The sequence below is a fragment of the Anaeromicropila herbilytica genome, from assembly GCF_016591975.1.
In the GTDB taxonomy this organism is placed as follows: Bacteria; Bacillota; Clostridia; order Lachnospirales; family Lachnospiraceae; genus Anaeromicropila; species Anaeromicropila herbilytica.
The window spans coordinates 2,375,763-2,391,101 of sequence record NZ_AP024169.1; the positions used below are offsets into that span (position 1 = coordinate 2,375,763).

12 protein-coding genes are annotated in these 15,339 nt (G+C 31.9%); 8 read left to right on the forward strand and 4 right to left on the reverse strand.

Going from position 1 to position 15,339, the window contains the following annotated elements:
• Positions 1-64 precede the first annotated feature (64 nt).
• Both bsdtb5_RS09975 and bsdtb5_RS09980 read left to right on the forward strand, forming a co-directional pair.
• Positions 65-343, forward strand: coding sequence for an autorepressor SdpR family transcription factor (locus bsdtb5_RS09975; RefSeq protein ID WP_271715868.1), 279 nt, complete (start codon positions 65-67; stop codon positions 341-343).
• Positions 333-1,016: a DUF1648 domain-containing protein gene (locus bsdtb5_RS09980; protein ID WP_271715869.1), complete on the forward strand. Its 684-nt coding sequence runs from the start codon at positions 333-335 to the stop codon at positions 1,014-1,016. The genes bsdtb5_RS09975 and bsdtb5_RS09980 overlap by 11 nt, the downstream gene beginning before the upstream one ends.
• A 475-nt stretch (positions 1,017-1,491) precedes the next feature.
• On the opposite strand, the gene sulP is transcribed toward bsdtb5_RS09980, so the two are convergent.
• The gene (gene sulP, locus bsdtb5_RS09985; protein ID WP_271715870.1) at positions 1,492-3,156 is read right to left on the reverse strand and encodes a sulfate permease; all 1,665 of its coding nucleotides are present in this window, start codon (positions 3,154-3,156) and stop codon (positions 1,492-1,494) included.
• Positions 3,157-3,729: 573 nt separating this feature from the next.
• On the opposite strand from sulP, the gene bsdtb5_RS09990 reads away from it, so the two are divergent.
• Positions 3,730-6,960 (forward strand): DEAD/DEAH box helicase, encoded by a 3,231-nt coding sequence (locus tag bsdtb5_RS09990; protein WP_271715871.1) that lies wholly within the window; start codon positions 3,730-3,732, stop codon positions 6,958-6,960.
• A gap of 333 nt (positions 6,961-7,293) precedes the next feature.
• Here bsdtb5_RS09990 and bsdtb5_RS09995 read toward each other — a convergent pair whose 3' ends face one another.
• Complete coding sequence (locus bsdtb5_RS09995) at positions 7,294-8,268, reverse strand: hypothetical protein (protein ID WP_271715872.1); 975 nt, start codon at positions 8,266-8,268, stop codon at positions 7,294-7,296.
• Between the two features lie 298 nt (positions 8,269-8,566).
• Here bsdtb5_RS09995 and bsdtb5_RS10000 point away from each other — a divergent pair, with 298 nt between their 5' ends.
• From bsdtb5_RS10000 to bsdtb5_RS10010, 3 genes are all read left to right on the forward strand, one after another.
• Positions 8,567-9,418 carry a GNAT family N-acetyltransferase gene (locus bsdtb5_RS10000; protein WP_271715873.1) on the forward strand — a complete coding sequence of 284 codons (852 nt, stop codon included), beginning with the start codon at positions 8,567-8,569 and terminating at the stop codon, positions 9,416-9,418.
• A 132-nt stretch (positions 9,419-9,550) separates the two neighbouring features.
• Positions 9,551-10,270: an alpha/beta hydrolase gene (locus bsdtb5_RS10005; protein WP_271715874.1), complete on the forward strand. Its 720-nt coding sequence runs from the start codon at positions 9,551-9,553 to the stop codon at positions 10,268-10,270.
• Between the two features lie 4 nt (positions 10,271-10,274).
• A complete protein-coding gene (locus bsdtb5_RS10010; protein ID WP_271715875.1) occupies positions 10,275-10,706 on the forward strand; it encodes a DUF523 domain-containing protein in 432 nt (143 codons plus the stop codon).
• Between the two features lie 103 nt (positions 10,707-10,809).
• Here the strand turns inward: bsdtb5_RS10010 and bsdtb5_RS10015 are convergent, their stop codons facing one another.
• A complete protein-coding gene (locus bsdtb5_RS10015; RefSeq protein ID WP_271715876.1) occupies positions 10,810-11,220 on the reverse strand; it encodes a hypothetical protein in 411 nt (136 codons plus the stop codon).
• 672 nt (positions 11,221-11,892) lie between these two features.
• Here bsdtb5_RS10015 and metG point away from each other — a divergent pair.
• Positions 11,893-13,581, forward strand: a complete 1,689-nt coding sequence (gene metG, locus bsdtb5_RS10020) for a methionine--tRNA ligase (RefSeq protein ID WP_271715877.1) — start codon at positions 11,893-11,895, stop codon at positions 13,579-13,581.
• Between the two features lie 91 nt (positions 13,582-13,672).
• Entirely contained in the window at positions 13,673-14,920 is a 1,248-nt protein-coding gene (locus tag bsdtb5_RS10025; RefSeq protein WP_271715878.1) for a [Fe-Fe] hydrogenase large subunit C-terminal domain-containing protein, read from the forward strand.
• A gap of 192 nt (positions 14,921-15,112) precedes the next feature.
• Here bsdtb5_RS10025 and bsdtb5_RS10030 read toward each other — a convergent pair whose 3' ends face one another.
• A complete protein-coding gene (locus bsdtb5_RS10030) occupies positions 15,113-15,265 on the reverse strand; it encodes a hypothetical protein (protein ID WP_271715879.1) in 153 nt (50 codons plus the stop codon).
• Between the last annotated feature and the right edge of the window lie 74 nt (positions 15,266-15,339).

Here is a 15,339-nt window from a genome sequence, read left to right on the forward strand (position 1 = left end):
TTTTTTGTTAATAGGTAGTAGAATCTATTTAAATAAAAATTTAAATAGATGAAAGGAGTAAATAATGGGATTCCCCGAAACATTCAAAGCATTATCAGATCCAATACGACGAGAGATTCTGGTAATGTTACGTGATGGGAGATTAACTGCAGGTGAGATTGGAGACCATTTTCAGATAACGGGCGCAGCAATTTCGTATCATCTAAATCAATTAAAAAAAGCAGATTTAATCATTGAAAGTAAATATAAGAATTATATTTATTATGAACTAAATACTTCAGTGTTTGAAGAAGTATTATTATGGTTTGAGCAATTTAAAGGAGGAGATTCAAATGAAAAGTAAGGTACATTTATTATATTATGGTTTAATGTTTTTACCTTTGGTGTTGGTTATTATTAGTTTTATATTTTTACCTGATAGAATACCTGTTCATTATAATATAAATGGGGAGATCAATCGTTGGGGAAGTAAGCTTGAGATGTTAATATTTCCTGTAATGACTATTTTTATTGGTACTTTTTTAAAGACTGTTGCTAAAACAGTGGTTCGAAAAAATGATGATAACTCAAGTGTTTCCAATGAAAAGGTATCTAATATCATTAGTATTGCAACATTACTTGTATTCAATGTGATGACAATCTTATTTATATACGATGCATTTTACTCAATCGCTGATCATAATAAAACTATTAGAATTAATACTAGTCAGATTATGTTTATTGTTCTTGGTATAGCAATTATTATATTAGGAAATGTAATGCCAAAATGTAGGATGAATTCCTATATTGGTCTTAGAACAACTTGGAGTATGTCAAATGAACTTGTATGGATGAAGTCTCAAAGACTTGGCGGAATAGTTTTTGTGATATCGGGTATTTTAACTATTATTAGCAATTTGATATTCTCAGGTAGTTATGCGTTTGTATATACAATTTCAATAATAATTATTGATGTAATCGTTAGCATTGTTGGTTCTTATTATTTATATAAAAAATATTATACTGAGAAAATATGATTTTAGTAGCGTTAACAATTTGAGTGAAACAATTAATGGTAAAAACGTGATTAAAAATAGATGTATAAATACATTGCATGAAATTTAAAAAAATTCATCTAGAGGAAATAAAAAAGAAGAATTCATATATGTGATATGGATTCCTCTTTTTATTGCGATATAATCATGACTTGCCCGACAAATGACCTGTTTCAAAATCTTGCCTGGCAATTTGCACAAAACAGAAAAAGCGATTGCGCCTTTGAATATGTATTAGAAGGTCTTGTTCTCGGATCATTTTGTGTTATATGCTAGGACAGATCTGTTTGAGCGAAGCGAGTTATCTGTCCTAGCATATGTTTTACATGAAATGAACTGAGAGCTAGAGCTTCTTATACATACTCAATGAAGCATGAGTTTTTCTGTTTTATACAAATTGCCTAGACTGCTTTCAAAACAGGTCATTGCCTGGCAACATCATAGTTATAATCTTTTACTACACACTTTGAATCATAGCAGCTTTTTCAAGCGCATCATCAATACTGGAACAGAAATTAGCTTCACCAATCTCTTGATAGAAACCAGACTTTTCCATTACAGATAATGGCTGTTCTTGTACATGGGAGAATAGAAGAGTAATATGTTTCTTCTTACATATTTTTTCTACTTTTTGAAGAGTATGAAGTCCTGTTGCATCCATAGCAGGAACGCTTCTCATTCTTAGGATAATAACTTTTATTTTACGTTCACTTTCGTTTGTAATATCCATGAACTTGTCAGCGGCGCCAAAGAACATAGGGCCATTGATTTCATATACTAAGGTATGCTTAGGAACTTTCTTCAAGCTTATATTCTCTGGATCATTGTCTTCATCATAATCTTCTTCTTCGAGATACTTCCAACCTTTGATATCAGTAACATCTGCCATTCTTTTCATAAATAGAAAAGCAGCTAATACAATACCAATCTCAATTGCGACTACTAAATCAAAGATTACAGTTAATAAAAATGTAGCTACTAAAACTATAATATCACTTTTAGGTGCAGATTTTACAAGGTCTACAAAGACTCTCCATTCACTCATATTATATGCTACCATGATTAAGATAGCTGCAAGTGTTGGCATAGGAATTAAAGCTGCAAGTGGCATTAGTATTAATAAGATTAATAATAAAGTAATAGAATGAACCATTCCAGAGATAGGAGTTCTACCTCCATTTTTAACATTAGCAGCAGTTCTTGCAATTGCACCTGTAGCTGGTAAACCACCAAATAAACTGGAGAAGATATTTCCGACACCTTGAGCAATTAACTCCATATTAGAGCGGTGTTTACTTCCAATCATACCATCGGATACAACACACGATAATAAGGATTCGATACCTGCTAATAAAGCAATGGTAAATGCAGGCGAGATTAAGCTTTTAATTACTTTAAAACTGAAATCTGGCACTTGTGGTGTTGGTAATTGACTGGATAACTCACCATATACACTGCCAATCGTATTTACATGCATTCCCATGAATTTAACGAGAATAGTAGTTACAATTACAGCAATAAGTGAACCAGGTATCTTATCTGTAATTTTTGGCCAGAATATAAGAATAAGTAATGATATTACTCCAATTAATAAAGCTGAACCATTAATTGTTGAAATATGTTCGCCATAAGACTTCATTTTTTCAATAAATTCAGAAGGAACGCTACCCATTTTTAACCCAAGAAAATCTTTGATCTGGCCAGCAAAGATACCTACAGCAATACCAGAGGTAAACCCTGTTGTAATTGTGTAGGGAATAAATTTGATTAAACTACCGAATCTCAATAAACCCATGATGATTAATAAAATACCAGCCATGATAGTTGCAATGATAAGCCCATTTACACCATGTTGCTCGATAATACCATAGATGATTACTACAAAAGCAGCTGTCGGACCGCCAATTTGTACTCTACTACCTCCTAGGAAGGAGATAAAGAATCCAGCAATTATTGCAGTGTATAGACCTCTTTCTGGATTAACACCTGATGCAATTGCTAATGCAATCGATAAAGGGAGAGCAATTATAGCTACAATAATACCAGCAATAATATCCTTTATCAGTTGCTCTTTCGAATAGTGCTTTAGAACGGAAAATAATTTTGGCTTTAGTTTTTCCATGTTACATATGACCTCCACTTTTTTGTCTAGTGTTTGACTAACAACGATTTCCTTTTCATTATTCTGTTATCAAACGTACAGTGTATGTCTATTAATTTCAAAAGGTAACCTTAATCACTTCAACACGAGGAAAAATGTTCTCCTGTGGATTTCATTATGCAGCTTCGTAACAAAATATATGGTAAATAATAACTACTTTGTTAGGGAACAACACAAATATAATCATTGAATCATATCTTAAAGAACTGAATAAAGAAACATACAAATAAAATTTTATGTTCTCGCTATATATTTTTCAAGTATATATTATAAAATATTATAATTTTATAAAATTATTATAAAATATGATAAAAATATCATAAAGAATTTGTATATAATACTCATATTATTATGAAATTGTGCACTCTTTTGACTTATATTTATATACTCATGTAAATTAAAATATGATTTTTGACACACTAACCAAATTTTAAATAAAAATTAAAATTTGTTAGCTTTTTAAGGCATTAATAAAAAAATTGTGTTATAATAATAAGATGTTATAAAATTAGCTATACAATAAGGAGTCCAAGTATGTTAAAAATCAACAAAGCACAAATAAGAAAATTAGCAATTGATGAAATGGTATATTCTAGAGGTCTTAATTATTATAAGAATAATGCAATTGTCAATGTTACTTGGTCAAATATAAATAAACAGTATCGAGCTATCGTAAAAGGAAAATCGAATTATATCGTTACAGTCGATGTTAAACCAGATAGTTCTTTTTCTTATAGTTGTAATTGCCCTGCTTCCGTGAAGTATCAGGGTGCTTGTAAGCATGTAGTAGCTACATTATTATTTATCACTGATTATCTAGATCGAAAAGAAAATCTAAATCCAATGGATAGTGAAGAGAAGAAGATTTATCAAATTATTGATTATTTCAATCACCAAGAGACCCGTAAAACATACGGTGAGACATTTCATATTAAACCAACAATAACGATACCTTCTTTATTAAAAAAGGAATCTGGTAAAATATATCTTTCCATTCATGCTGGAAGTAATAAACTATATAAAGTTCAATCTATTAAGAAATTTTTAACCGATTATTATAATCATGAAAATATTGCTCTAGGTAAAGAATTTAACTATATCGCAAATGAAAGTAGATTTGATAAGACATCACAAGATGTACTAGATTATTTGTTAGAAATCTTTGAAATTCAAGAAGCATTGGGTAAAGTGTATTATTCCAATTTATTTAATAAAACACAAATGGCTTTTACTAAAAATATGTTAGTGAAGTTATTAAGTATATTAGATGATCTACCTTTTAACTTAGAGCTCTATGGAAAAGAATATGAAGATATCATATTCAAAAATGGCAATCCAAAGATTCAATACGAATTAGATATAGAAGAAGATTCTATTATCATAACAGAAAGACAGAATGAAGAAATTGTACCGATTACGGATAATGGAGAGCTACTTTATTCAAGAGGCGTTCTGTTTAAACCGGAAGAACAGTTTATCAAGAATTATGTACCATTTTATAATACGTTAGGGAAAGATAAAAAACCGCTAGTCTTTAAAGGGGAACATAAAGAAAAATTCCTAGAAGTTGTACTTCCTAAGATAAATAATACCATGAAGATTGATTTGCCAGAATCAATTAGGGAGAAATATATAGTTTCTGACTTAAAGACTACGATTTATCTTGATAAATATAAAACAAATATTAAAGCTGAATTACTATTCCAATATGGTGATTATAAGTTTAACCCTTTAGAGGAAATGAAAACAGAAGGTATTATCGTAGTAAGACAGCCAGAACAGGAAGAACGTATTTTTGACTTCTTAGATAGTTTACATTTTGAACCATACAAGAATGTCTTTATCATGAAAGATGAAAAGTATATCTATGAGTTATTGACAGATCGAATTCATGAATTAAATGAGAAATGTGAGTTGTTCTATTCTGATGCATTTAAAGGAATTACGATACGAAAGCCTGGTAATCTTACCACCAATTTAGCTACCAAATCAGATAGTAATTTCTTTGACTTTACATTTGAATATGAGGACATTCCAAAAGATGAATTAAAGGATATGTTACATTCCTTTCGACTTAAGAGAAAATATTATCGCTTGAAAAACGGAAGTTTTATAGATCTCAATGATAAGAATCTTGAAAATATTGCTGATATCTTGGAATACTTGAACTTAACAAGCAAAGATGTTAAGGATGGTACGCTTTCTTTACCAAAACAGAATGCATTATATCTTAATACGGTGTTAAAAGAAAGTGAAGAATTAGCTGTCATTAAGAATCAAGAATTCTCAAAATTTGTAGATAAAATAACGAACCCTAGTACAACTGATTATTCGATACCTACAGAGATTCAAGCAGAATTAAGAAGTTATCAAGTTACTGGTTATAAATGGCTACGTACCTTAGCAGATAATAATCTAGGAGGAATTCTCGCAGATGATATGGGTCTAGGTAAGACCTTACAATCCATTGTATATATGGCAGGAAGAGCATTAAAAAGGGATAAGGAACAAAGTCAAGATAAGAAGCCATACTTGGTCGTATGTCCATCTTCTTTGGTATACAATTGGCAGGATGAGATTCAGAATTTTGCTCCATTCTTAAAAGCAGAAGTCGTATCAGGTGCACCAGAGCTAAGACAAGAGATTATCCAAAGTTATAAAGAACTTGATGTATTAATTACATCTTATCCATTAATTCGTAGAGATAGTGAATTCTATGAGCCAATTCAATTTGATACGATGTTCATAGATGAAGCTCAGTTTATAAAGAATGCCAATTCTTTGAATGCAAAATCCGTTAAGTTAATTAATGCAGAACACAAATTTGCATTGACCGGAACTCCAATTGAAAATGCATTATCCGAATTATGGTCAATCTTTGACTTTGTCATGCCATTTTATTTATTGAGCCATACTAAGTTTATGAATCGATATGAAAAGCCTATTACAAAAGAAGAAGATCAATCTGCGTTAAATGACCTATTGCAACATATTAGTCCTTTTATATTAAGACGTATGAAAAAAGAGGTATTAAATGAATTACCAGAAAAAGTTGAAACTAAAATGCTTACTGATTTAACAGATTCACAGAAGAAAGTATATCTTTCATTTCTTGAGAATATTCGTTCCGAGATATCAAGTGAGATCAAAACAAATGGATTTGAAAAGAGTAAGATGAAGATATTAGCTGCGTTGACTAGATTAAGACAGATCTGTTGTCATCCAGCAACATTTATTGATAATTACAAGGGTGGAAGCGGGAAGTTAGAGCTCTTAATGGAGATATTACCAGATGCCATTGCAAACGGACATAGAATATTAATCTTTTCACAATTTACATCCATGTTAGAAATCATAGAGAAAGAATTCGCTGAGCAAGGTATTTCATATTTTATATTAAGCGGATCAACACCGATGGATGTTCGTGCTGATTATGTTAAGAGATTTAATGCTGGCGAAAATAGCGTATTTTTAATCTCATTAAAAGCTGGAGGTACAGGACTCAACTTAACTGGTGCTGATACAGTTATACATTATGATCCTTGGTGGAACCCAGCTGTTGAAGAGCAAGCAACAGACCGTGTATATCGTATAGGTCAAACAAAATCAGTACAAGTTATTCGTCTGATCACGAAAGGTACTATTGAGGAGAAGATATATAAACTTCAACAAAGTAAGAAAGCCTTATCGGAATCAGTAATACAGTCTAAAGAAGTGTTTATAAACAAACTATCGAAAGAAGAACTAGAAGATATCTTCTCGTAATTCACAGTTACATTAAGTAAGATAAAATCATTAAGTATTTTATCTTACTTAAATTACATATATATATTTATGATTCGAGAGTCAAAAGCTTTTCTTAACCTAGATTGTGTATATTGATGTATAATTATTAATTATGCCGTAGTCCGGCCGAAAGTATCGTTTATATTTTGTCAAGACTCAAAGTAAAAATGGGAACGTAAGTGAGTATTTTTGCTTGTTCTGAGGCTTGTAAAAAATATGATGTTTGAGGGAAAGGTAGCCAAAATTCATAATTATACAGCGATATACACTTACTAAACTAAAATAAGGCTTTTGACCTTCGAATCATATTTATTATTTTACTACATGATAGGACATATTACTCCTTTGACCGTTGGTATTAATGATCCAAGATTTAACTTTCATTCCTCTTAACAGCTCACATGTTCTAACAAAGTAAGTTCCATTCGATTTTACTTTTGAGTTGTATTGTATGATTCCAATCTGCATATATACGGTTGAATATTTCTGGGCAGTTCCAGAGATTAGATCAGTACCTGCATTACAAGTTCTAACGGTAGGGATACTTGGCTTGATATCTTTAAGATTGGTAACTTCAAAATGAGTAGTTACCATGTTTTGCCCATTATTAAATATCAATCTAGCTGTATATAAGCCATTTTTAGATACTTTATATTGTTCATGTGTTACAAGTGTATCTTTAGAAGAGGTCTTCCATGTTCTCTTATTGGCAATATCGGTATATAGTACTTCACCTGGTACCACTCGAACCTCATTATAGGTATCTAGTCCGATGCCAAAATTAACAGTTGCTGTAGATTTAGTTTTATTAATGGATATGCTCTTAATATCTATTATGGATTCAGAAGGTAAAAATCCAATATAATTTGTTATTTTATCATTTGTCTTAGAGGTATTACTTAGTTTAATATAATAGGTACCAGGATCGATGGATAAATAGATATTAGTACCAGTTTGTTTAATACATTTTTTATATGAGATGCAGCTCGTTAATAAAGAATTGGTGTAAATAGATATGTTAGATTTACTATTTGTGGAATAAGATTTTATATATAAAATTCCGGTTTCGATAACGGTTACTTTATATACTTTATCTGTTTGTTTTAAATTGATTTGTGAAGAATAATCCCCATTTGTATCAATATAAGATTGTAAATCATTGATATCGTTTAGCAGTATAGGAATAATTTCTTTATTAGCTGCGTCAACCATACTTGTATTCTGAAATGGTTGTACGATTAGAATGATTAATAAAATTATTGATAAGGTTTTGTAATACTTCTTCAAATGAATACCTCCTTAGATTAGCAAATACGATTGCTTTATAACTAGATTCTAACGACAAATATTAACTTTTGCTTACAAGAATCGTAATCGAAATATTTAATTAGAATAATTACGACTTCCACATTATAACAAATGAGGGTTTAACAGAAAAGAATTTCTAATTAGTAAATTAGTATCATATACAGGGGTATTTATTGCATTAATTGGTATTATTGTATAATAATAGAATGTAATTATCATATTTTACATATAAGCTTATGTAAGTTTGCATATAAATTTAGAAAGGCAGGATCAATAAATGGAATTAGTAATAAGTAATGCAATAGATTTCTTAGGAGAACATAAAGATTATCTGTTGAAAAGGGAATCTGTATCTCAACTCATATTATTTAATGCAATGGCAAAGGCAAAAGAAGAAAATCAAGATTCTTATCTGTTTGGAAAAATAGTAAATGGAGATGATGCACTGATTGTATTCTGTAACATACTTCCGTATAAGCTTTTAATCTATTCCGAAGAAAAAGAAGTAAAGGAAGATGCGATGGAATTATTAGCTCGTTATATTCTAGAACATAACATAGAGATTAATGGCGTGAATTCGAATTCTATATATACTACTGCGTTCATTGAACAATACAGAAAATTAACAAATGTAGAATTTAAGCAAATTCTTGCGATGGACATAATGGAGTTAAGAGAACTTTCATCTGTAGATTTAACTAAGGGTCATTCTAGGCTTGCTAATGCGAAAGATCGTGATTTAATGGCACAGTGGGAAAGTGAATTTGCATTTGAAGCATTAGGTGAAGTAATCGATCCGAATCGTATTTTAGAAAAAGTAGAACGTCAGATTGAACATCAGGTTTTCTATTTATTTGAAAATGAAGAAAATGAGATAGTATCCATGGCAGCGCCTGCCCGTAAACTAATACATGGAACCTGTATTAACTATGTATATACACCTAAAAAATACCGTGGTCGCAATTATGCAATGACGAATATGTATCATCTATGCAATCAACTATTAAAGGATGGCAATCAATTTGTAACACTATTTGTTGATAAAACCAATCCAATATCAAACCGAGTGTACAAAAAAATTGGATTTCAAATCATTGAAGACTGTTATGATTATAGTATTATAAAATGAGTTGCCTACAAATGACCTGTTTTGTTCAAATTGCCATGCAAGATTTTGAAACAGGTCATTTGTCGGGGAGCGTATAAAATGATGTTGGGGTCAAAAGTCTTTTTTATATCATTATAAAGAATAGGAGCTTATATGAAGTCAAGAAAAATATTAAAAAGAATAGGAATTGGAGTATTAATCGTAATATTAGCACTCTTTAGCGCATTCTTTATATATACTCTGAACTACTATAAAGCAGATCAAACTGCAAAGAGTGTATCTAAAGAAATGGGCTCAAGAATGGTTGAGAAAAATAATCGAATTATCTATTACCCAGAGAAAGAGAAAGATTTAAAAACGGGATTTATCTTCTATCCAGGTGGTAAAGTAGAACCAAAAGCATACTCGCCATTATTGATGAAATTATCCAATGAAGGTATTACTTGTATCTTAGCAAAAATGCCATTTAAATTAGCTGTATTTCATAGTAACGCTGCTAATAAAATATATAAGGATTACCCTGAGATTGAGAATTGGTACATAGGTGGTCATTCATTAGGTGGCGCGATGGCTAGCAAATGCGCTAGTGATGGTACATCATCTATTTGGAAAGGGCTTATTCTATTGGGAGCTTATCCAGTTGGTGATATCGAGGTACCTTCATTAACGCTTTATGGAAGTGAAGATAAGGTATTAAATAAATCGAAACTTACACATAAGAATGAGTTCGAGATATCAGGTGGAAATCACGCTTATTACGGCAATTATGGAGAGCAAAAAGGCGATGGAAAGGCTAGCATTACGAGAGAAGAACAACAAAAGATAGTCGTAGATAAAATTATGAACTTTATAGACAGCAATCAAAAGGAGTAGCTCAATGAATATATTAGTAAGTGCATGTTTATTAGGAATTCCGTGCAGGTATGATGGTTCGGATAAAGAGATATTAGATGTAGTTAATCTTAAAGAGAAACATAACTTAATTCCAATCTGTCCAGAAGAACTAGGTGGGCTAACAACTCCAAGGGATCCATCAGAAATTAGAGATGGTAAAGTTTATTCTAAGATGGGGATAGATGTGACTAAGGAGTTTGAAGCTGGTGCGCGAAAGATTTTAGAAATTGCAAAAGAATATCACTGTGAACTAGCTATTCTAAAAGAAAGAAGTCCATCTTGCGGATATGGTAAAGTATATGATGGGACATTTCAAGGAAAGTTAGTAGATGGAAGTGGTAAGGCTGCAGAATTGTTAGCAAAAGAAGGTATTAAGGTGATTGGAGAAAGTAAGGTAAAAGACCTTAGTCTTTAAGTTTATCGAAATTATTGAATGTAATTATAAATAATCAATATAGAGTAATAAAAGGAGGGATTCAAATCCCTCCTTTTATACTCTATATTGCAGATTTTTAGTATTATAATTTATATTTATCTTTGATTTCTTGAGAACATCTACATACCCCGTATACTTTAATTGATTCAACAGTTTGCTCAAGTAGCTCCAGTGTTATGTCTTTGGATAAAACAAATAAACCTACAAAAATAATTTTTATTTTCTTTTCCTTATTCTTAATAATCTTTTCAAGTTCTGTCTTAGAAAATCCTCCAACGCCAATTGAGAATTGGTATCCATAACTTTTTCTTTGTTCTAAAAGCTGTTTTGTGTCATCTTCATGCTTCTCAATTTGTTTTTTTATTGCTGATTTTATAAATTCTGTTCTTGTTGAATAATAACCCTCACTAACAAGTAAGTCTATATAGCCAAGGTCAATCGTATTGATATTGATAGTGATTTTTTCAGTTGTATTTATGTTTGTTTCGTTCATTACATAACTTCCTTTTATGATAAACTCTATGAAAAAATTATACCATCCAATGGGATGGTTGTAAACATCTGAGTTAACATAATATACCATTATCTGATATCTCCACTCTATAAAAATGAAATGACACTTTAAATAATTAATAGAGAAATCATATAATAAATCAAAAGATAATTGACAAATATAAATTTAAGGCATAGAATATATAACAATTAAAGGCAACGAAAAGAAGAGTAGACGATAAGAACTTTTACAGAGAACCCAGTGCGCTGAGAATGGGTAGAGACCTCTATTGTCGAACATGGTCTTGGAGCTTCGTACCGACGATTCTAACTTTAGAATCTAGGCTGCGACGGACGCACCCGTTATCGTGATAAGCTATCAATTATGTCATTCCATAATCCGTAGCTGATGAGGTCTGTATCGTGAGATATAGATGAATTTGAGGTGGTAACGCGAAGTTGATATAGTGAACTCTCGCCCTCGAAAATTTAATTTTCGGAGGTGAGAGTTTTTTTATGTTATTTTATATTAGCACGCAGAATTATGAGATATGAGTGTAAAATTAAAAACATTTTACACCCTTGATTTATACGTCGCTTGAGGCGATAGATGAGAGCTAGTGTGAATTTCATTACGTGTATACCAAATCAAATTCAGAAAAGAGGAATCAATATGAATCAAAATATATTAATAGGTGGAGCATGGCCATATGCCAATGGCTCTTTACACATAGGCCATATTGCTGGATTATTACCAGCGGATGTTATTGCAAGATATCATAGAGCGAATGGAGATCACGTATATTATGTATCAGGAAGCGATTGTTATGGTACTCCTGTTACAATTCGTGCAAAAGAAGAGAAGAAAACTCCATTAGAAGTCAGTGATTATTATCATGAAGAGTTTAAAGAGTGTTTTAAAAAGTTAGGTTTTAGCTATGACTTATATGGTAAAACAACAATGAAAGAACACAATGATTTTGTTAGAGAATTTCATAAGAAGCTTTATCAAAGTGAATATGTGTATGAGAAAGAGGCTCCTCAAGCATATTGTCCTCATTGTAATAGCTTTTTAGCGGATCGTTATGTAGAAGGAATATGTCCGAAATGCAAGGTGAAAGCAAGAGGAGATCAATGTGATAGCTGTGGTAGTGTATTAGAACCAGAACAATTAATCAAGCCAACCTGTAAAATATGTGGTACGTCTCCTGAATTTCGAACTTCAAAACACTTATATTTAGCTATTTCTAAGCTAGAAAAGGAGTTGCAATCATTAGTAGATACCCATCCTGAGTGGAGAAAGAATGCTATCTCATTTACCAATCGATATATCAAAGAAGGACTTCGTGATCGAGCAATAACAAGAGATCTAGATTGGGGAGTTGATGTTCCAAAAGAGGGATATGAAGATAAGAAGATCTATATCTGGGCAGAAAATGTACTAGGATATCTATCCATGAGTGAAGCAGTAGCAAAGTTACGAGGAGAGAAAATAGAAAAATTATGGGGTAAGGATGCAATTCACTATTATGTGCATGCGAAAGATAATATACCATTTCATACCATTATCCTTCCATCCTTGTTATTAGCACATGGAGAAATAAATAATTCAGATGTCAATTATCACCTTCCAGATAAGATTATATCAAACGAATACCTAACATTGGAAGGTGATAAAATATCAACTAGTAGAAACTATGCAATCTGGGTGAAGGATATTATAGATAAGTATCAAGCTGATAGCATTCGCTATTTCTTAATTACAAATGGACCAGAGAAAAGAGATACGGATTTTACTTACAGAGAATTCATTCAAAGTCATAATAGTGAGTTATTAGGAGCATATGGTAACCTAATTAATCGTACTATCGTATTCATTCAGAAGTATTTTAATTCAAAGGTTCCTTCTGGAGTTCTAGATACAGAAATCGAACAGAAGTTAAAGGATTTATATATTGATACAGGAATTCAAATTGAAAACGGAGATCTAAAGGAGGCACTTGATCATTTATTTCATATGATTCGGTTGACAAATAAATATTTTGATTATCATAAGCCTTGGGAGACTAGAAATAGTGATATCGATCATTGTAAGAATACTTTATATAATTGTGTTCAAGTAATTGCTAATCTCTCTGTACTTTTATCTCCTTTCCTTCCATTCTCATCAGACGAAGTAATAGAATGGTTTTCTCTTGATAAAAAGTGGACATTTCAAACGGTAGAGGAGGATTATGTTATACCAAAGACTCATATATTGTTTGAACGGATTGATAGTAAAAAAATTGCAGAAGAAACAGAAAGATTGAAAGGTAAGTTAAATGAAAAGATAAAAGAAAAGTTGGCAACTGCTAATTCATAGCAACTAAGCAAAAAGCCGCGAATAATAAATGTTCAGAAGTATATAATAAAGCAATATGATTACCTTTTTAAAAAGGACGGAGGAAATTGTCATGAAGACCTTTAAAGAATTATATGATTATGTACTAGAATCAGCAATAAATAACGACTTTGATCGAATTAAACAAATAGAAGGTGAGTTCGAACCGGATCACCTTGACTGCTTATTACATCCACATAAGCATCCATTGATACTAAATACTGGAAAGTGTAGTTGTTCTACAGAAGATCAAACAGAATGTATAAAGAAATGCCCTTTTGATGCAATGAAAATAGACCCAGAAGTAGGAGTAATAATAGATCAAGAGTTATGCGTTGGTTGTTCTGAATGTATTCATGGTTGTGGTAGTGAAAAGTTGAGGGCAACAACGGATATCATTCCAACACTTAAGGCAATTCGCTCCTCGAAAGGTCTTGTATATGCATTAATTGCCCCAGCTTTTCTCGGACAGTTCAGTGAAGATGTAACTCCTGGAAAACTAAGAAATGCATTAAAAGAAGTTGGATTTGATGGAATGATTGAAGTCGCTTTATTTGCTGATATTCTGACATTAAAGGAAGCCCTTGAGTTCGATAAAAAAATTCTTAAGGAAAGTGATTATCAGCTTACAAGTTGCTGTTGCCCTATGTGGATTGGAATGATTCGCAAAAAATACCATGAACTAATGCCACATGTACCAGGTTCTGTATCACCGATGGTAGCCTCTGGAAGGGCAATCAAGATACTACATCCAGATGCACTAACCGTATTTATTGGACCATGTATGGCCAAAAAAGCAGAAGCTAGAGAAAAAGATATTGCAGATGCAGTAGATTATGTACTTACCTTTCAAGAGGTTCAGAATATTTTTGATGCATTAGGAATTGACCCTAGTAAGATGGAAGATAGTGAGAAAGATCACTCTTCAAGAGCTGGTAGAATCTATGCCAGAGCTGGTGGAGTTAGCGAAGCAGTTGAAAAGACACTAACACGGATTAACCCTCATCGTAAGATAACCATCAAAACCAAGCGAGCAGACGGTGTCCCTGCTTGTAGGGCTATGATGAATGAGATTCTAGAGGAGACGACAGATGCGAACTTCTTTGAGGGCATGGGCTGCAGAGGTGGTTGCGTGGGTGGCCCCAAAGCAGTTATTCCTGTAGAAGAGGCTACTAAGAAAGTAGATATCTATGGAGATGATTCTCCATATCCAACTCCAATCGAGAATCCGTATGTAATTGAATTATTAAATCGCCTAGGATTTGATACTATTGAAAGTCTGTTAGAAAATACAGATATATTTACTAGGAACTTTGAATAAACTTCGCAAATAGTAAATTTATTGAATATTTGTTTTCTAGCTATGAAGTCTGAGTAATTAATAATAAAGACCAACAATTATAAGCTGTTGGTCTTTATTATTACAAAAGGAGCATATCACTTATTGTGGTTGCTCCTATCATGAAAAGTTAGATGATATTTTCAATTCTACTATAAGATATCTACTAAAGTCTTACATTGGGTTAGCCTTTGTTTTACCGTGTTTTGCTTTTCCTTGTAATTCTGGAACTGGTGGCACTTCATTTTTTTGAGTATGCATTCTCTTATTACTTTCTGTACCGTGTGGATCACTAGGATCAGGTCTTCTCATTCCTGCCTTTGCCATAGATAATCAACTCCCTTCTGTCATATAAATTTAGTAAGAATCGTTGCTATAATAGTATGGCATAGATGATTAAT